At 39.1% G+C, this 18,025-nt stretch carries 22 protein-coding genes and 1 pseudogene; 1 reads left to right on the plus strand and 22 read right to left on the minus strand.

All coding sequences use genetic code 11. From position 1 onward, the window contains the following. Positions 1-125 precede the first annotated feature (125 nt). The 13 genes from H9655_RS21010 to H9655_RS21070 all read right to left on the minus strand — a co-directional run bounded on the left by H9655_RS21010 (position 126) and on the right by H9655_RS21070 (position 11,783). On the minus strand, positions 126-293 hold the full coding sequence (locus H9655_RS21010) for a hypothetical protein (RefSeq protein WP_191817187.1): 168 nt from the start codon (positions 291-293) through the stop codon (positions 126-128). Beyond that, positions 274-1,224 carry a nuclease-related domain-containing protein gene (locus H9655_RS21015; RefSeq protein WP_191817188.1) on the minus strand — a complete coding sequence of 317 codons (951 nt, stop codon included), beginning with the start codon at positions 1,222-1,224 and terminating at the stop codon, positions 274-276. Before H9655_RS21015 ends, H9655_RS21010 begins: the two co-directional genes overlap by 20 nt. 117 nt (positions 1,225-1,341) lie before the next feature. Continuing rightward, positions 1,342-1,665: a YuiB family protein gene (locus H9655_RS21020; RefSeq protein WP_191817189.1), complete on the minus strand. Its 324-nt coding sequence runs from the start codon at positions 1,663-1,665 to the stop codon at positions 1,342-1,344. Between the two features lie 206 nt (positions 1,666-1,871). Next, complete coding sequence (gene lpdA / locus H9655_RS21025) at positions 1,872-3,296, minus strand: dihydrolipoyl dehydrogenase (RefSeq protein ID WP_191817190.1); 1,425 nt, start codon at positions 3,294-3,296, stop codon at positions 1,872-1,874. Next, the gene (locus tag H9655_RS21030) at positions 3,297-4,505 is read right to left on the minus strand and encodes a dihydrolipoamide acetyltransferase family protein (RefSeq protein WP_191817191.1); all 1,209 of its coding nucleotides are present in this window, start codon (positions 4,503-4,505) and stop codon (positions 3,297-3,299) included. Between the two features lie 18 nt (positions 4,506-4,523). Continuing rightward, positions 4,524-5,540, minus strand: a complete 1,017-nt coding sequence (locus tag H9655_RS21035) for an alpha-ketoacid dehydrogenase subunit beta (protein WP_225230797.1) — start codon at positions 5,538-5,540, stop codon at positions 4,524-4,526. A 2-nt stretch (positions 5,541-5,542) separates the two neighbouring features. Further along, positions 5,543-6,604, minus strand: coding sequence for a pyruvate dehydrogenase (acetyl-transferring) E1 component subunit alpha (gene pdhA, locus H9655_RS21040; RefSeq protein ID WP_191817192.1), 1,062 nt, complete (start codon positions 6,602-6,604; stop codon positions 5,543-5,545). Positions 6,605-6,618: 14 nt separating this feature from the next. Then, positions 6,619-7,755: a Leu/Phe/Val dehydrogenase gene (locus tag H9655_RS21045; RefSeq protein WP_191817193.1), complete on the minus strand. Its 1,137-nt coding sequence runs from the start codon at positions 7,753-7,755 to the stop codon at positions 6,619-6,621. 12 nt (positions 7,756-7,767) lie between these two features. Continuing rightward, the gene (locus tag H9655_RS21050; RefSeq protein WP_191817194.1) at positions 7,768-8,163 is read right to left on the minus strand and encodes a thioesterase family protein; all 396 of its coding nucleotides are present in this window, start codon (positions 8,161-8,163) and stop codon (positions 7,768-7,770) included. A 725-nt stretch (positions 8,164-8,888) separates the two neighbouring features. After that, positions 8,889-9,545 carry a GntR family transcriptional regulator gene (locus tag H9655_RS21055; RefSeq protein ID WP_191817195.1) on the minus strand — a complete coding sequence of 219 codons (657 nt, stop codon included), beginning with the start codon at positions 9,543-9,545 and terminating at the stop codon, positions 8,889-8,891. 173 nt (positions 9,546-9,718) lie between these two features. Then, entirely contained in the window at positions 9,719-9,841 is a 123-nt protein-coding gene (locus H9655_RS21060; RefSeq protein ID WP_191817196.1) for a YuiA family protein, read from the minus strand. A gap of 164 nt (positions 9,842-10,005) precedes the next feature. Beyond that, positions 10,006-10,494, minus strand: coding sequence for an NUDIX domain-containing protein (locus H9655_RS21065; protein WP_191817197.1), 489 nt, complete (start codon positions 10,492-10,494; stop codon positions 10,006-10,008). A gap of 74 nt (positions 10,495-10,568) precedes the next feature. Continuing rightward, a complete protein-coding gene (locus H9655_RS21070; protein WP_191817198.1) occupies positions 10,569-11,783 on the minus strand; it encodes an NAD(P)/FAD-dependent oxidoreductase in 1,215 nt (404 codons plus the stop codon). 432 nt (positions 11,784-12,215) lie between these two features. On the opposite strand from H9655_RS21070, the gene H9655_RS21075 reads away from it, so the two are divergent. Continuing rightward, positions 12,216-13,205 carry an NAD(P)/FAD-dependent oxidoreductase gene (locus H9655_RS21075; protein ID WP_191817199.1) on the plus strand — a complete coding sequence of 330 codons (990 nt, stop codon included), beginning with the start codon at positions 12,216-12,218 and terminating at the stop codon, positions 13,203-13,205. 196 nt (positions 13,206-13,401) lie between these two features. Here H9655_RS21075 and H9655_RS22585 read toward each other — a convergent pair. The 9 genes and pseudogenes from H9655_RS22585 to H9655_RS21115 all read right to left on the minus strand — a co-directional run. After that, a pseudogene (locus H9655_RS22585) lies at positions 13,402-13,494 on the minus strand (iron-sulfur cluster assembly accessory protein); the annotation flags it as partial. A gap of 245 nt (positions 13,495-13,739) precedes the next feature. Then, a complete protein-coding gene (locus H9655_RS21080) occupies positions 13,740-14,171 on the minus strand; it encodes a hypothetical protein (protein WP_191817200.1) in 432 nt (143 codons plus the stop codon). A 51-nt stretch (positions 14,172-14,222) separates the two neighbouring features. Beyond that, positions 14,223-16,115: a phage tail spike protein gene (locus tag H9655_RS21085; protein WP_191817201.1), complete on the minus strand. Its 1,893-nt coding sequence runs from the start codon at positions 16,113-16,115 to the stop codon at positions 14,223-14,225. Continuing rightward, on the minus strand, positions 16,112-16,336 hold the full coding sequence (locus H9655_RS21090) for a hypothetical protein (RefSeq protein ID WP_191817202.1): 225 nt from the start codon (positions 16,334-16,336) through the stop codon (positions 16,112-16,114). Before H9655_RS21090 ends, H9655_RS21085 begins: the two co-directional genes overlap by 4 nt. A 43-nt stretch (positions 16,337-16,379) precedes the next feature. After that, positions 16,380-16,559, minus strand: a complete 180-nt coding sequence (locus H9655_RS21095; RefSeq protein ID WP_191817203.1) for a hypothetical protein — start codon at positions 16,557-16,559, stop codon at positions 16,380-16,382. Further along, entirely contained in the window at positions 16,556-17,260 is a 705-nt protein-coding gene (locus tag H9655_RS21100; protein WP_191817204.1) for a hypothetical protein, read from the minus strand. Before H9655_RS21100 ends, H9655_RS21095 begins: the two co-directional genes overlap by 4 nt. Further along, entirely contained in the window at positions 17,260-17,457 is a 198-nt protein-coding gene (locus tag H9655_RS21105; RefSeq protein ID WP_191817205.1) for a hypothetical protein, read from the minus strand. Before H9655_RS21105 ends, H9655_RS21100 begins: the two co-directional genes overlap by 1 nt. After that, positions 17,458-17,808 carry a hypothetical protein gene (locus tag H9655_RS21110; protein ID WP_191817206.1) on the minus strand — a complete coding sequence of 117 codons (351 nt, stop codon included), beginning with the start codon at positions 17,806-17,808 and terminating at the stop codon, positions 17,458-17,460. Continuing rightward, entirely contained in the window at positions 17,808-17,996 is a 189-nt protein-coding gene (locus H9655_RS21115) for a hypothetical protein (RefSeq protein WP_191817207.1), read from the minus strand. Before H9655_RS21115 ends, H9655_RS21110 begins: the two co-directional genes overlap by 1 nt. Positions 17,997-18,025 lie beyond the last annotated feature (29 nt).

The following is an 18,025-nucleotide window of genomic DNA, read 5'->3' on the forward strand; positions in this document are numbered from 1 at the left end:
CCCACTTGAATCTAATCAAATTTTTGCTCGGGCATGCTTTTTTGACTCGTTTCCGCTTGAATCCAATCAAACTTTTCTCCGACACGCTTTTTTTGACTCGTTCCCACTTGAATCCAATCAAATTTTTACTCGGACATCTTTTTTTGACTCGTTTCCGCTTGAATCCAATCAAACTTTTCCTCGGACACGCTTTTTTGACTCGTTTCCACTCGAATCCAATCAACCTTTTCTCCGACACGCTTTTTTGACTCGTTTCCGTTCGTTTTAACTTCATCATTGATCCACTTCTTCATTTGCTTTGATATGTTTTATTCTTTTTTCATAATATGCTCCACGACCATTGCCTTTTAATGCGTAATGATGGCCGAGGACTCTTCTTATAGTTGATTTGCTTATTATGCGGTTACACCACTCATATATCACTTGGTTTGTTATTCTCATAGGAGCAAAGAGAATAGAAAATTCATCGATTAGGTTTAACAGTGCGCTTTCGAAAGAATACACAGTTTTACAGGAAGTACAGATCATCCTATTCCTATTAGCCATTCTCTCCATTCTTTGATTACATTTTTTACAAAAAAGTCCTTTAGCAACATCATGATAGGTATAGTCGGGTATAACAAACAATGGTTGTTCAGTTTGATGGGATAATAGCGTTTGGATTATCTTTGTGTGATGGATTGTGGGGGTATGGCTAATTTGCTTAAGCTTTTTTATTAAACTTGGAATTTGTGGGGGGAGAATGAGATTCTTCCTTGGCGTAGCATCATAAAGCATAAATTCAGAATTGACAAAAATCAATAAATAGTCAAAAGTCAGATGCAAATGATGTTGTTTGAAAAATTGTCTAATGAGCGTTTCATTCCGTTCTATTTGAATAGATGGATTTTTTATTTCTTTATCTGTTGAGTGATACCAATGCCTATCTTGACTAGTGAAGTTGCCGCTATAATTTTTAACTTCAAAGAAAGTAATATGTTGTTGGTAAATGATGAGTGCATCTATCTGGAAAGTCGTGTGATTAATATTTAGCGTGAGATCATACAGAATAGGAATCTCAGGGGGAAGCTCCTTTAAATATTCTTGCCACCTTTTTTCTCCTTCATAGCCTTTTTGCAATGAGTGAAAATATTGGCTTTCTTCTAGGGAAAATTCCTTGCGCGCACTCAGTGCACGAAATAATTGGAGCTGATGTGAAGGTTTGAGGGGTTTAATAACTGCCATTTTGCACCGCCTTTCTTTTTATCCATTATAAAAGATTCCACCTCAATAAACGACATTATTTTACAAAACAAAAAACTCTACTTTACTTTTAGTAGAGTTTCTTTCATTATGTATAGACTAAAACATGCGATATCCTCTTTTGCGAAGCATGTTAATGACTATGCCAGCAACAATGGCACCAACAAAGCCACTGCTTAAGATGAGAATATCAGCTAATTGAAGGCTCGTGAGTTCCGCCCATAGACTAGAAAAAGAAGCCCGGGTGTCATTAAAATATTCAATGAGTCGAACCTTATCAACAATCCTAATAACGACAATTGGATATACAATTGCCATGATCCATGACATTCTTAAAAGCATATTTAATATAAAACCAATTCCGAAAAATAAAACAAAAAAGAGTAACATAGAAATCGGCAATACGAAAATGGTCATCTGCATTCAGCTTGTCCTCCCTTGCACATCAGTATTAAGTTTACTGAAACTTCACTCTATGCGTCAACATGTTCTTACAATAGAAATGACAAAAAATGAAGATTTTTCTACTTCCAGCTCTTTTTTGTACCTTGCAATTGGTCCCTTACTCCAAACCTAAAAAAGCTAGAGGTGCACATCAAATACGCACGCCTAGCTTCAATATAATTCGTTCATACCTTAACAGATTTCTTCTCATTCGGTTTCATATGAATCGCACGGTTATTCAAGCCCTCAATGGCTTCTAAAATCGTTTCGTTAAAACTTGGATGAGGGTATAGTGGGAAATTCAAGTCTTCATCACGACCAACGAACTCCATTGCCGTAACCGCCGTACTAATTAATTCAATAACGGAAGAGCCAATGGCATGAAAGCCGAGCAGAACATCATTATCTGCGTCTTTAATTATTTTCATTATGCCACTTTTTTCACTAGTTACCATCGCATAGCCATTGCCACTATAATTGAATTGACTAACAGCAATATTTAAGCCTTTCTCTCTTGCTTCTTGTTCTGTCATCCCCACAGTAGCGAGAGGTGGGATCGTATGGACAACTGTAGGCATTAAGCTTAAATCCACTTCACTATTCAAGCCTGCAATCCTTTCAGCCACCACTTTTCCTTCTTTAATCGACTTAATAGCCAATTGCTCTCCACCCGTGACATCACCAATAGCGTATATTGTTGGTATATTCGTTTGCAATTGCTTGTTTACTTTAATAAAACCATCCGTTGTACATTCTACACCTATTCTTTGTAAATCGAGTGTCTCTATATTCCCCCGACGCGTTCCTTCCATAAATAAATGGCTACCTTCACATGTCAATTCCTGGTTTGAATTAGATAACTTCAATTGCAAGAGCGTATGACTTTCTACTAAATCTTTTAATTGATAATCACGGTATACTTTAATTTTTTGTTTCTTTAATAATCGCAGTAACTCCCTATTTATACTTTCATCAAAGGAAAAATGTTCTTTAGTTAAAATGAGTGTAACATCTGTACCAAGTTGACGATAAGTAAACGCGGCTTCTAATGCAATATAACTTTGTCCATATATGATAAGATGAGGAGGAATCTCATTTAACTGATAAAGTTCGGCTTCTGTTAAAATTTTTGCAGAGCGATATTTTTTAGGTATTTCAACAGTGCTTCCGGTCGCTATAATGACTCTCTCAAAATCATATAAATCAAAGTGATGAGATATTTCAATACCTAGACGTTTCTGATTAATAAATTGGGCTTTACCCCGAATGACCTCTATTTTATTTGCCTTACATAATTCTTCTACCCCTTTACGCAACCGCTCGATGGTAATATTTTTATAATCATTTAACGGTTCGATCGCAAAAGTAGGTTCATGAATAGCAATACCAAAAGAAGCATATTGCCCTAGCGCATCTAACTTCTTTGCAGCTTGCGCGTAAACCTTTGAAGGTATACAACCAGAGTTTAAGCAAACACCACCCAATTCATGCTGTTCAACTAAAGTTACCTTCAACCCTAATTGCGCTGCCCGAATCGCCGCGTTGTATCCTCCAGGACCACCTCCAATAATGATTAAATCCCGCTTTTCAGCGAATTCGCCTACAACCATTTAAATCAACTCCACTAATAATTTTGTTGGTTGTTCAATTAATTCAATGAAACGGTTAGAAAAAGCAATTGATTGCGCACCATCTATAACGCGATGATCAAAAGAGATAGAAATATTCATGATTGAACGAATAACGATTTCATTTTCAGCATTTACTACCGGTTTTTTCTTCACTGCATGGAAAGTAATAATACTCGTTTCAGGATGATTAATAATTGGCGTTGCTCCTGTACCGCGGCCAAGCGGGCCAACATTATTAACTGTAAACGTTCCGCCCTTCATATCACTCGGAGTTAGCTTACCTTCTTGTGCTTTTTTCGTTAACGATTTCATCTCCTCATGGATCGCTCGAACTGACTTTTTATCAGCTTGGTGAATGACCGGTACCATTAATCCTTCTTTTCCATGTGTCGCCACACCTATATGATAATCCTTTAACAACCGAATGACCCCTGCTTCTTCATCTAATCTTGCATTAAATAATGGGTGTTCTTTTAAGCAGATCACAACTGCTTTTAAGAAAAATGCGGCTGGAGAAAGACGATCACCTAAATCCTTTAATTCATTTCGCGCTTCTACTAATTGGGTAACATCGACCTCATCGTAATGCGTAACATGAGGAATCGTTTGTAGGGAATGACTCATTCGTTGAGCGATGACTTTTCTGATTCCTGTAAAAGGAATCGTCTCCTCTGATTTTGTTGTTTCTATTTGTGGCTCTGGTCTCTCTTTTTTCGTTTCTTTAGCACGATAGCCTTCCACAAATTGATACACATCATCATCCATTACTCTTCCTGCTGGTCCTGTACCAACAATTCTTTCTATATCTACATTTAGATCTCTTGCAATTTTTCTTGTATAAGGTGCTGCAAGTATCCGCTGATAGCGATTTCGATTCGCTTCGGGAAGAACCTCTTTTTCCACACGCGGTGGTACGGTTTCAATCACCACTTCTTCTCTCTTTGCAAGGCTCTGTCCATTATCGATTGTCATAATCACCGTTCCAACCGTAACGACTTCTCCTGTTTGAAAAGGAATGGAGGTGATGACACCAGCTGAAGGAGCAGGAATTTCAGCCACCATTTTATCGGTTTGTAGTTCAACCAATGGCTGATCTATTTCCACTGTATCTCCTTCTTGGACAAAGTAATGGATAATCTCTCCTTCTGTCATTCCTTCTCCTATATCGCTAAATTTCACATCAGTCATATCATCTCACCCTCCCCTCTAAAATGTATAAGCTTTACGAATGGCTGTCTCTACTCGTTCTGTTGATGGTAAATAATCATTCTCCAAAGAAAATAATGGCACAGGTACATCAAAGCCTGTCACTTTCTCCACTGGTGCTTTCAAATAGAGAAAAGAAGTATCGTTTATAATAGAAATAATCTCGCTACCTAACCCGCCTGTCTCATGTCCTTCGTGAACTATGACAACCCTCCCTGTTTTTTGCACAGAATCAGCAATTAAGTCACGGTCTAGTGGATAAAGGCTTCTTAGATCAATCACATCACATGAAATACCGTCTTTTTTCATTTGTTCACTAGCTTTCATGACTAAAGGAATCATTGCCCCCCAAGCAAAAATGGTGACATCATTTCCTTCTTGTACACGAGTGCCTTTACCTATTTCAACACGATAATCACCCGTAGGCACATCTACTCTACTGCCACGGTATAGACGCATAGGTTCTAAAAATAGGACAGGATCTGGGTCTTCTACTGCTGCTAACAATAAGCCTTTGGCATCATAAGCGTTAGATGGACATACGACTTTTATCCCTGGTAAATGGGTAAATAATGCTTCGACACTTTCCGAATGGATTTCTGGGGAGCGAACGCCTGCACCGTATGGGGCACGAATCACCATAGGAATATGATATTGACCGAGTGTGCGCATACGCATTCTTGTGACATGTGTCGCAATTTGTTCAAATGCCGGATAGATAAAACCGAGAAATTGAATTTCGACGACTGGTTTCAATCCGGCTAACGCCATCCCTACCGCTGTTCCGACGAACCCTGCTTCACTTAATGGTGTATCGATGACTCTTTTCTCGCCAAAAGTCTCCTGCAAACCATCTGTTGCTCTAAACACACCTCCATTACGTCCAACATCTTCACCCATAATAATCGTGTTTTGATCACTTTCGAGCATCGTCTTTAATCCATCCGTGATTGCTTGAATCATCGTTAACGACTGACTTGGTGCCTTCGTTTTTATTATTTCATTTGACATGACCATGATTATCGATTCCCCCCCATCAATCCTAATTGTTCTTTTTGCCTTGATATCGTCCATGTAGGTTCACTAAAGACATGATCAAACATGTCGTCTGTATTAGCAGTAGGTGCACTTTCCATTTTCACTACAGCAGATTCTATCTCCGTACGTATATCAGATTGGATATTTTCTACCCACTCTTCACTCCAAAAGCCGCGGAATTGCATATGCTTTTTCAGTCGTAGAAGAGGATCTTTTGCTTCTTTTTGACGATTGATTTCTTCTTGATCACGATACTTTGAAGGGTCATCAGCTGTTGTATGGGCCCCAAAACGAATAACAACCGCCTCAATAAGCGTCGGTCCCTCCCCTTTTCGCGCTCGTTCTAAAGCTTCTTTCACTGCATAATGTACAGCAAAAACATCCATACCATCTACTCTCACACCCGGTATCCCATAAGCAACAGCTTTCTGTGCAATCGTTTCGGAATTCATCTGTTTTTCAATAGGTAACGAAATAGCGTAACCATTATTTTGATTAAAGAAAACGACTGGTGCCTTAAATACACTTGCAATATTTAACCCTTCATGAAAATCACCTTCAGAGGTTGCACCATCTCCAAAATAAGCAATGGCAGCATTGTCAGTTCCTTTATAAACCTCAGCTATTGCAGCGCCAGTAGCATGTGGTAAATGAGTAGCAATTGGTATCGAAGCTGGCATGATTCGCTTTTCTCTAGATGGTAAACAACCTTCTATTCTACCGTTCCAATGAAGGAACATCCGATCTAAATCTGCACCAAATGTGAGAGAGGCACCATGATCACGATAAGTAGGGAACATCCAATCATTTTCTGATAATGCAAGCGCACTTCCTACTTGTGCTCCTTCATGACCTGGAAAAGGCACATATGTACCAATCCTCCCTTGGCGCTGCAACGCAACTCCCTTCTGGTCATAAGTGCGTATACGCAACATGTGATAATAAAATTCTTTTACTTTTTCCTCATTTAATTCTTTTTCATATGACTTGTTAACCCATTCCCCGTTCTCATCGATGATTTGATATAGTGGATAATTTTCCATAGTAACGCCTCCCATCATTTAAAATCCCACTTAGGTCTTACATTCCGAGAGAAGAAATTGCTTCTATGTTGCTGCTCTTTCATCTGTCTTTGCAGACGATCTTGTGCGGCTTCTACTGTGTTTTTTCCAGTTGCAGCAGATTCTCGATATAATTGCAGTAAAGTATGATAAATCGTCCTTGTTTTTTGCAGTACTCGCTCTTTACTCGGACCATATAATTCATCTGCTACTTGAATGAGTCCTCCAGCATTCACAATATAATCAGGTGCATATAGGATACCCTTGTCATGTAAAAGAGCGGCGTCAGTAGAATGTGCCAGTTGGTTATTAGCAGATCCGACAATGGCATGGACTCTTAATTCATTGATGGTTCTTTCGTTTAACACGCCACCCATTGCACATGGAATGAATACATCGGCCGATACACGATAAATTTCTAGATGATCAACTACTTGCACATTTCCTCTTAACGTTTCAGCCTTTTCTACAAGTTCTGTTATTGCCTCTTGATTAATATCTGTGACAAACACGTCACCACCAGCTTCAAGCAGTGATTCTGCAATCTTCATCCCCACTTTGCCTAATCCTTGAATACTGTAAGTGCGTCCTTCCAAAAGATCTGTACCATGTAAATATTGATTCGTTGCCTGTATAGCATAAATTACCCCTTGAGCCGTAGGAATTGACGAATCTCCCCCACCTCCATATGCCTCAGGTATCCCATTAATAAATTGCGTTTCTTTTGAAGCATGGACAAAGTCTTCCATCGTTGTTCCCATATCCGTCCCTGTATAAAATCTACCATTCAATGAATCTACAAATTGACCAAATGCACGAAATAAGGCAGGTGTTTTATCCTTTTTCGGATCACCAATAATGACTGCCTTTCCCCCTCCAAAATCAACATCTGCTGCTGCACATTTTGCTGTCATGCCTTCAGCTAAACGTAAAGCATCTTCTAAGGCGGCATCCATATTTTCATAAGGGTACATCCGTGTTCCACCAAGAGCTGGACCTAATGTGGTATTATGAATGGCTATAATTGCTCGTAAACCTGTACTCGGGTCATTACAAAATACTACTTGTTCATGATTAGCCATCTTCTTAAAAATATCGTTTTCTACTTCTTGAGTATGATTAAGCTTTTCCATCCTTGCTCCCCCTTAATTGTTGGTAGCTAAAACTTTCTTCGCAATCACTTCTTTCGGAAGAACCGCTTGTTTGACTTCCCCTTTTCCAATTAGTCCACTTTCATTGGTCACAGTAACCTCTGTTACTAAAGTACGTTCAGTAACTGCCGTAACGGTCGCTATTAAAGTTACTTTAGAATTTTCTCCAGATGGTGCAACATGTTGCATGTGGACAGCTGCCCCCATTCCTTCTTCATGATCCTCAAGAAACGGAAGAAGAATTTTTCTTGAAACCCACTCCATGTGATACACCATGGATGCAGTAGAATAGACGGGGTGAACCACCTCTCCGTCAAACTGCGCAAACATATCCTTTGTCACTTCAATTGTCATTACTTCTGATAGACCCATATGTAATCCGTCTTTCATTGCTACAAACCACCTTTCGTGTATGCGCTTTCATTGTAGTAACAAAAGAAAATTACTGCTTGTTTAGTTATTTACACAAAATCACACTTCTGAATTTTCTTTATATTTGGGATATTACAACATTTCCTTTTTTTAGTCAACGGAAAACAGTTAACCAACATACCTCTTAGTTTATGAATCGCCTTCATAGACTTGAAAGAGTGTAAAGAGTTGAAGCTGAAAATTGGTCTTTTCCTACATACTTTATGTAAAAAACGGATAAAAAAGACATACTCACTTTGTACAATAGAAGGAAGGGTTACATTAGAAAATGCGGAAAAAGAAGGAGAATACTTTGACGGGAGGCACCTGAGGATTGAAAAAATCCAATCCTCCGTTAGTGATGCGGTTGCTGTCAGCTCAAATATAAGATAGCTACAGCGAGGCTCGAAATTTAGCTACATATGGATGGAATTATTTCGTGCACTATTGATGGATGATTGAACTAACTAATTTAGTAAAAGGGATTGGATCTATAATGGCACTTCTGTCACTACAAAAAACACAGAATTACAAAAAAGCTCTGCCAAACCAAGACAACCTCTCTCTTCTTCCATAGGGTAATATTTATGGATGAAACAAGCTGACTTGCCTCACCAGTGCAACATTCAGACCTTCAAACCGATCTGCCTTAAAATTCAAAAACAAAGCTACTCTATGTAGACTCTACTTAGAGTAGCTTTGTTTTACTTAGACGCGTTTTTATCTATATGCATAAGGACGCCATCAAGCCCTTTTTTAATATGCTGTCTAATATACTCTTGTGATCCTCTTTCATCCCCGCTAAATAATAAATCTATGATTTTTTCATGTTCTTCTACTAATGTCGGATAAAAGTTTTCCTTTACCATATTACTACGCATATAATGAATTTTTGCTCTAATCATTTCTAACAACTCTGTTAACTGCTTATTCTTTGAGGCATAAATGATCATATCATGAAAGGCTTGGTCGAGCTTTCCTAGTTCGATTATATCTTTCTTTTCATTTGCCTGATAACTAGCTACTAAATTCTCCTGTAGCTTTTCTTTTTCCATCTCAGAAATATTATGAATAGCTAAGCTGATAGCGAGCGCTTCTAAACTTTCTCGACATTGGAAAAGATCTACTACATCTTGAACCGTCGGCGTATAAACCTTTACATAGCCATCGTTATAGACAAGAAGACCATCTTGAATGAGCATTCGAATCGCTTCTCTAACGGGTCCTCTACTTATACCTAATTTACTTGCCGCTTTTGCTTCTACAATTCTCTCAGAAGGTTGATATACCCCTTCAAGAATTTCGCTCTTGATTATATGATATGCCTGTTGATGCAGAGACTCAGGTTTAACGATACGCATAAATTACAAAACCTCCATTACAAACTTCGCCAATTAATAAACTTTATTATAGCAGAATTTTATTTAAAAATTTTGATATTTCATAACATGGATGAAATTCTTCGGTTTTTCAACAAAATTAAAAGCGCTCTAGAACTTAGAGCGCCACCATAACATTTTTATTCATTTACGAATTATTTTTTATGTTTACCAGAACCACCGCAACAAGCGCATGTTTCCGATCCTCCAAGGATCAGTTGGAAATATCCTTGACCTGCACAATAGATACAAACTTTAGATTCATTTTTTACTGTCATGTTGTTCATCCCCCTTGGAATAATTGAATTTTCTGATAATAACTAAATAATACAGAAAAATATCAAAAATAGAAAGGTTCAAAAAACTGTAAAAACCCTTTATGTAAACGCATACAAGCGTTATTCTCTTTCTTATGCTTTAAATTATGCAATATATCGCAGGGTTACAAAAATAGTTTATAAGCAGTGTAGCCAAATTGATCTCCAGGATTAATACCATCAATTAATGTTTTGTTGTTATGATTGAGGTTCTCCCATATGTACTGAATCATGACTGAGGTTGGTTGGTGATGGATAAGTTCCAGTGGATCCATAAATTGGACATCATCTATTTCTTTTTCTTCTTTTACAATTGCCTGATTTACATCAGCTTCCAAAAGAAAGATGACCATATTGTCGCTAATGTCATTTTTAATCACTCCCGTACGAAGCCCTATCATCTCTTTCACACGACAAGATAGCCCAGTTTCTTCTTTCACTTCTCTAATAATGGCTTCATCTGCTGTTTCATCTCGCTCTACAAAACCGGCAGGTAATGACCACTTTCCTTTTAAACCACCGTATGTCTTGTTTACAACTAACCATTCATTCTTTTCATTGATTAACAGGCCGCAAACCCCGAGCCACACTTTCCCTCTATCAGCTTTCCCCATTTTATCCCTCCTCAGATGGATTAATTGATAAAAAAAAGAGCAAACATATCGTTTGCCCTCATATATTTAACTTATTAAAGAACGTTGAATTTACCTTTTTTCGCAACTAATGAAGCGCCACCGATCATTAATAATGCACGGTTATCAACCATTTTCTTCATAAATGAAGCTTTTTTACCAACCACTTTTTTACCAAATACAACACCAATTGCATCATCTTCACCTAAAGAACATACTGTACCTTTGTTATCAAAAGTAAATGTTCCTAGGTCTTTATTTTGAATAAGTGCAGCAATATTTTTTGCAACTAATTCACCTTGTTGCATAGCAATTTGTGCAGTTGGTGGATAAGGACGATTAATCTCTTCATTAATGACTAATGAACTGTCACCAATAACAAAGATATTGTCATGTCCTGGTGCTCTTAAGTTCTCATCTACTTTTATACGTCCACGCATAGCTTCGAATCCAGATTTTTCAATAATTGCATTCCCACGAATACCAGCAGCCCAGATGACAGTACCAGCTTTAATTTCTTCTACATCATCTTCGCCTTTTGCCACGATAATACCATCAGGTGTACCTTCTTTAATCGCTGTACCAATGCGGAATTGAACACCTTTCTTCTCAAGATGAGCAACTGCATATTCAACTAATTCAGGATCAAAACCTGGTAATACCATTGGAGCTGCCTCAACACAAACAATTTTCACCTTTTCAAAAGGTACATCATATTCTTTGCATAGTTCAGGAATACGGTTACCTAATTCACCAAGGAACTCGATACCTGTGAAACCAGCACCACCAACAACGATTGATAGGCGTGTATCATCTTTTACTTCTTCTGTATTATAAGTAGCAAATTGATACTCGATATGCTCACGAATTTGACGCGCAGAATTGATATTAGAAATTGAGAAAGCGTATTCTTTTAATCCTTTAATACCAAATGTTTCTGATTCTCCGCCTAGTGCAACAACTAAATAGTCGTATTCAAGCTCACCTTTTTCAAGAAGAACTTTCTTCTCATCTGTTTTAATTTCAACAGCGGTGCCTTTTACAAACTCAACTTTACCGTTGTCAATTACTTTACTTATATCATAACGTACTCGGTCGTGATGTAATGTACCGGCAGATGCTTCATGTAACCAAGTTGTTTCATAATGGTAATCATTTTTATTCACAAGAATAATTTCAGCATCATTTGCTCCGATTTGTTTCTGCAAACGAGTTGCAGTCATTAATCCACCGTAACCTGCACCTAAAATAACGATTTTTGGCTTTTTCAAGTGTATCACTTCCACCTTTAATATATTTTATAGTACTTCTTATCCCCTATTTTTTTAAAAATAAAAGATTGTGATATCCTTCACTAACACGGACAAAAAAATGTTCGAAAAATGTCACAAAAAATTAATAAATATATCTTCTATTACATAGTATTCCTTTTCTATCTTATTTTCAAGCTAAATTGACACTTTGAGAATTTTAAGATTTTTTTATTTAATAATGATTTTCAATACTATCAAATCAACATTGGTACCGCTTTCATGTTTTACCTTCCTAAAGGAAATTTAACCGTATTTTTCTAGTCATCGCTTTATTTCCAAAAGATAATATGAAGGGACTTCTTTTGACATGTAACGCCAAATGATACAGAATAGTCTAATATTATGATAAACTAATTAAAACACCATAATATATAATTAGGGGGAATCACTTTGACTGAACAGAAGATTTTTGACATCACGATTATTGGCGGGGGGCCAACTGGGCTATTCACCGCTTTTTACGGTGGGATGAGACAAGCATCTGTTAACATTATTGAAAGCTTACCTCAACTAGGTGGACAGCTTTCTGCCCTTTATCCTGAAAAATATATCTACGATGTTGCTGGATTTCCGAAAATCCGCGCACAAGAGTTAATAGATAATCTTGTTGAACAGATGGACAAATTTGACCCAACGATATCTTTAGAGCAATCTGTACAAACTTTGGAGAAACTAGCAGATGGAACATTCAAAATTACGACAGATAAAGATGTCCACTTTTCAAAATCTGTCATTATCACTGCTGGTAACGGCGCATTCCAACCACGTCGTTTAGAATTGGAAAGCGCAAAAGAATACGAAGGAAAAAACCTTCATTACTTTATTAACGACCTCAACCATTTTGCCGGCAAAAGAGTCGTCGTATTTGGTGGAGGAGACTCTGCATTAGACTGGGCTTTAATGCTTGAGCCTATCGCAGAAAAGGTCACAATTGTTCACCGTAGAGACAAATTCCGTGCCCATGAACATAGTGTTGAAAACCTCGAAAACTCTAAAGTCGATATTAAAACACCATATATTCCAGCCGAATTAGTGGGCGATGAAAGCGGCGTTAACCAAGTTATCCTCGAAAAAGTTGGTGAAGAAGAGAAAGAAGTAATCGACGTCGATGCAGTTGTTGTTAACTATGGTTTTGTCTCTTCATTAGGTCCAATTAAAGAATGGGGCTTTGACATTCAAAAGAACTCTATCGTAGTTAACCAAAAGATGGAAACGAATATTGAAGGCGTATATGCCGCTGGAGATATTTGTACTTACGACGGCAAAGTAAAATTAATTGCTTGTGGATTTGGCGAAGCACCAGTTGCAGTCAGTCACGCAAAAACATATATTGACCCTAAAGCAAGAGTACAACCTAAGCATAGTACTTCAATGTTTTAAGAAAAAAGCCCGGAAATCGTTTCCGGGTTTTTCTACACCTTCAAAACCAATATACGGTTTCTCACCATTTTTACTATACTAATTTCAACTAACAATCCTTATATGATGAGTTTTAACTTTCTAACTTTACATAAGCATGCTAAGTAAAAAAAGATCTCCCCTAATTAAAGGAAGATCTCTTCACTAATAAAATGAGTTAGCACTCTTCAGGCGTGCCAACCTTTGTTGCTGTTCTAAAAGAAGATCCACAGCCGCAATTGGCAATCGCATTTGGGTTGTCGATAGTGAATTAGTCGGTCAGTTAGACGGTAGATTAAACGCGATAATATCAACGTTTATTACCTTTTTCGACGATTGTTATTATTCGTTCGGATTAATAACACCGCTCATTCATAGCGATGGATTACGTTAACTTAATCTTACCCAAAGTTTTCCGATAACACAAGCGGTATTTGCATCGAATGAGTAATTATCCGCGAATCAAAAGTTAATTGCGTCAGAATCGCTTTCACAAGCGCTATGTAAAAAGACGCCTCAATTGGCGCCTCTTAAAGCTTCTGCATCTTTTAATTTATTCTTCGCTTCGTCATAGTTTTCGTTTTTAACATTAACTCCAGCGTTTGCTATCAGCTTAAAATACTCTTCATTTTCCGGATGTTTTGCCGTCAACTCCGCGCCAAATACATACAAATAGTTACCCCATTCGGACGTTAGCTCTCCTGCTTCATAAAGACGGAAAAACTCATTTTCTAATGGTTCTGCGTGTTCTAGCGAATATACTTCTTCACCGGATTCAACAAGATCGTAAACCTCTTGTGCGGTGTACTTCTCCCAAGGTTGATTCTCAGTTTCTGCGGCAACTACGTCAGCGCTTGCTTTGACTTCTTTGCTTTTCCCATCTTCCGTAGACTCACTTGCGCAAGCAGTTAATAGTAAAAGTAGCGCCAATGTAATTAATTTCCGCATTACCCATCACCTTTTTTATTTTAATTCTAGCATATTTTTCCTAGTTTATCACTAAAAATTTCCTCCGCCGCGTGATTGAATAAAGAATTGCGTTGTTATTTGCGCTGTTATTCGACCGAGACTATTCGGCGTGATCTCTACTGTATGCCAGCCTCTATTTACCCTACCGCTTGAATCCTTTCCGAGGTAAGGAATTAAATCTATATTCTGCCCACTAGTTGAAGTATGCGGAACTGTATTACCGTCCACTTTAATCGTGACTCGGGACGGCGTTGTATTCAATTTAAATATGCCGTGCTGAATCTCGTGCGTATGATCCGGCAATGTAAAATCATGCGTATGGTTTGGGATAGACACGCTATGCGAATGATTTGGAACATTAAAGTTGTGAGTATGGGACGGAATCGAGACGCTATGTGTGTGACTTCCTATCGTAATCTCATGCGAATGATTAAACCTGTCCCCCGGTATTTGTACCTCGTGGACATGGGCGTTACTCAACCCTTCCGGTATCCCACTCATCAAGTTTAGTTGAGAAAAGTTTCTTGTACTGGTTGTTGTTTGGGTACCTCCGCCAGCACTAGACGTTTGAGAACTACCGCCCCCACTTGCGGTTGATGTACTAACGCCCCCACCGCTCGAACTTGTTGCCGTTGTTGCTCCTCCGCCGGAAGTAGTTGTTGACGTTGCTCCGCCGCCTTCTGTAGCTTTTCCATACGTCCTAAATTCCGAGGTATCAAAGGTTAATTCTAATTTGTTAACGCGAACCATTTCATCCGGCAAATAAAAACGGATTGACGCCGGGTTATTTTGGTCTGCATTATCGTTATAATCATGCGAATCAATATTTGTAGCCCCTTGCGCATACACTTCGTTAATTTGTTGGCGCCTCTCTAAGTCTGCTTGAGTAGTTCCAAGGTTTTCTGTCTTGTTTGCGATTTCTAATTCAATTTCACCTGGCGCCCCAACTATGTCCTTCTTGGCTTCGGAAACAATCCGCGCTTCAATAATACCTAGGTCAGGGTCAGTTATGCGAACGATTCGGCCTAGTTTTAATTTATGGGCATCAACGCCGGTTAAGCTAGATAAATCCGCGGCACTAACTTGATAACTGACTTTAGGTACGCTTCTTTCTTTAAGTAGTGCCTGCGCGCTGGCTTTTAATGAATCTGCATCCTCAAAACGACGGTCAACCCAAACATACGGTATTAATCCGAATTTTGAAATTGACGCGTCATCCTGCAAATATGGTACGCCGTTATTGACTTTCTCAATTGATAATTGATTAATGCCCTCGCCATAGCCTTGCGGATATATACGATTTATGATGCCAGTCGGATCAACTTCTCGATGGACTTCACGTTGATTGACGCCATATCTTATTTCGCATGAGACGGCGTTCTGCGGTTCGACAATATTTAAAGTCCATGGATATGACGTCGTATCAAATGTCCACTCATAAGGCTGGTCGAATGGTTGCGCGATAGAGAATAACGGGCCGAGCAATCCGTTTTCATTTTCCCATTTATAGTGGAAGTAGCGCGTGAAGTCGCATCGACCAAGTCGCCAATGCTTCGTTGTTTGTCGCGCAAGTATATATTCGATGTTTTGCCTAGTCGTCCAATTAATTGTTTGATGGTATTTAAATAGAACATCATCTAGTAATGTCGCAATTACATGATCGCATTCATATTGAATCGCATAACTTGATTCTGACTTAGATGTTTTTGCTGGTACAATGCGAAAAAGTCCGATATATTCGCCGGTTGCATCGTCTACAATTTCAACGTAATTAAAAGGTTCACACTCTTTATTCTTCGGATCGTCTAACGGTAAAATAAAAGAAGCGCCCCAAATTTCGTTGAGACGCTTCTTGTACGATACGCTATGTGCATTTTCGAGTATTGCGATAGGCTGGCGCGAACGATTCAGTATTTTAATCATTTACGTACCACCTTTATATGAGACGGCGTCCTAGATACAAGCATTTCATAGCTATCTGTCCGAATTACTGCCGGCTCTGTGTGACCGACTGCATTAAATATTTGTCGCTTGAGTTGCTGCAAGTCAAATGACCTTAATTCTTGGACATTTTCTAATTCATCCGTTAGGATAGCTTTCTTCTCGCGAAACCTTCGATTTTCAATAGATAAAGTATAGTCCATAGAATCCCTCCTAAAAATTAGAAGAAGCGCCCAAAGGACGCCTCTATAAACCTTGTATTCTTCCCGCTTGTTTTAATCGTTGATATAAGCTCCGCCCAGCCTCTCGACCGTCTGTCTGACGCGGCATCCGTTTAGCTCCATTCATTGACGAAGATGGATCGACGCCTTTTACTTCCTTTTTGCGTTCTAAGCGTTCTGACACTTTTCGTTCGAAATCGCTCACTTCGCTGCCTCCCTTATCTTTTCAACCGCAAGCATAGTCGTATAAGCTGTTGCCGGATTCTGACTATCTTTTATTGCGCCAAGAATCTTAAATTGCAGTGCAGCTCCGTCTAGTCCAGTAGATTTTTTCAAGTCTGCCTCAATATCTTGAATTGTTACCCTGTTAACGCCATTTCCTTCGAGCTTCTGCGATAACTTAGGCCATTGCGTCAACAAGCCAACCTTTTCGGCGTCAGAAGCGCTCGCGATAGCCACTTTCAACATATCCGCTACGTCCTGCCCGATGCCAAGGTCGAGCCGTAACGACACTGCGTCGGCAAACTTAACGCCCTCCTCGCTTGTCTCAAACGAAAATGCTTTCGTTGCTGCTTCGCGATAGGTTGCTTCTAATTCGACCGCATAGTCCTCACGCTGTGCCGCTACGTCCTCGTCTAGCTTGCGTCGTAACTCTTGCAATTGATACTCGCGTTCAGCTTCGTTGTCCGCGTAGCGCGGGTTTTCCTTCAATGCATCGCGTTGCTCTTTATATCGTTTTACTAAGCTATTGATCTCTGTTTCGTAAGATTTCAGCTTCGGATAGTCTACTTTAACGGCTTTCCCTTTTTCGAGTAAAATCTTCGCATCTTGATCGCTATATTCGTAGATATTACCGGCTGCGTTGCCGCCATCTGCGCTGAGTAAATAAATTTGTTGGTTTTCCATTAAGCATCCTCCGTTAATCTGTTTTTTAGTTCACCGATCGCGTCCGCATCATGATTCGCGACCTTAGTAAATAAGTTGATAATATCTGCGTCAATCATTGCGCCTGCCAATTCCTTTTTCAGCGTTTCTACATATACCTCTTTCTTTGCGTGTGCTACCGCCTCAATCGTTTCTTTGAAATCCTTCGCGTTTACCATTTAAAATCTCTCCTTTATATTCGTTTTTCTTATCAGCGCATCGAAAGCCAACGTTTTAGCCGGCATCAAGTGACCCTTCGCGACAAACTTCATTAGATTACGCGGATACTTGAGCCTTCGCCGACTTCGAGTGCTGATATCATTCGTTCGAATCAGCGTATACTCGCCCGCTTCCAGTTCGTTTATTATCGCAATATTCCAAGCGTCAAATGCCTCCGAGCGACTAAGCTTTTTGTCGTAATACAAACTTGCGATAAATAGTTGTTCGTTCGTTTCGCCCCACTCGATGATACCTATTGCTGATTCGTTATCTATTCGCTGTATATTAACCTCAAATACTCTGCGCTTCATCAGCCCACCGCCTTTCTACGACTTGCCTTCGCATCCATAACCAAACGAGGCAGCATATCGGCGATAGCTTGCTCGCTCAAATAATGGCCGAAAAGGTAATCAACGCTACTGCCATCGTCAAAGGTTACTCTTGCAAGCTGCGGTTTGCGGTATCCTTTCCCGCGAATAATCTCATAAGTAAATGCCATCCAAACCCTCCTCGGAACTACGTGTAATT

Source organism: Cytobacillus stercorigallinarum (genome assembly GCF_014836495.1).
Classification (GTDB): Bacteria; Bacillota; Bacilli; order Bacillales; family Cytobacillaceae; genus Cytobacillus; species Cytobacillus stercorigallinarum.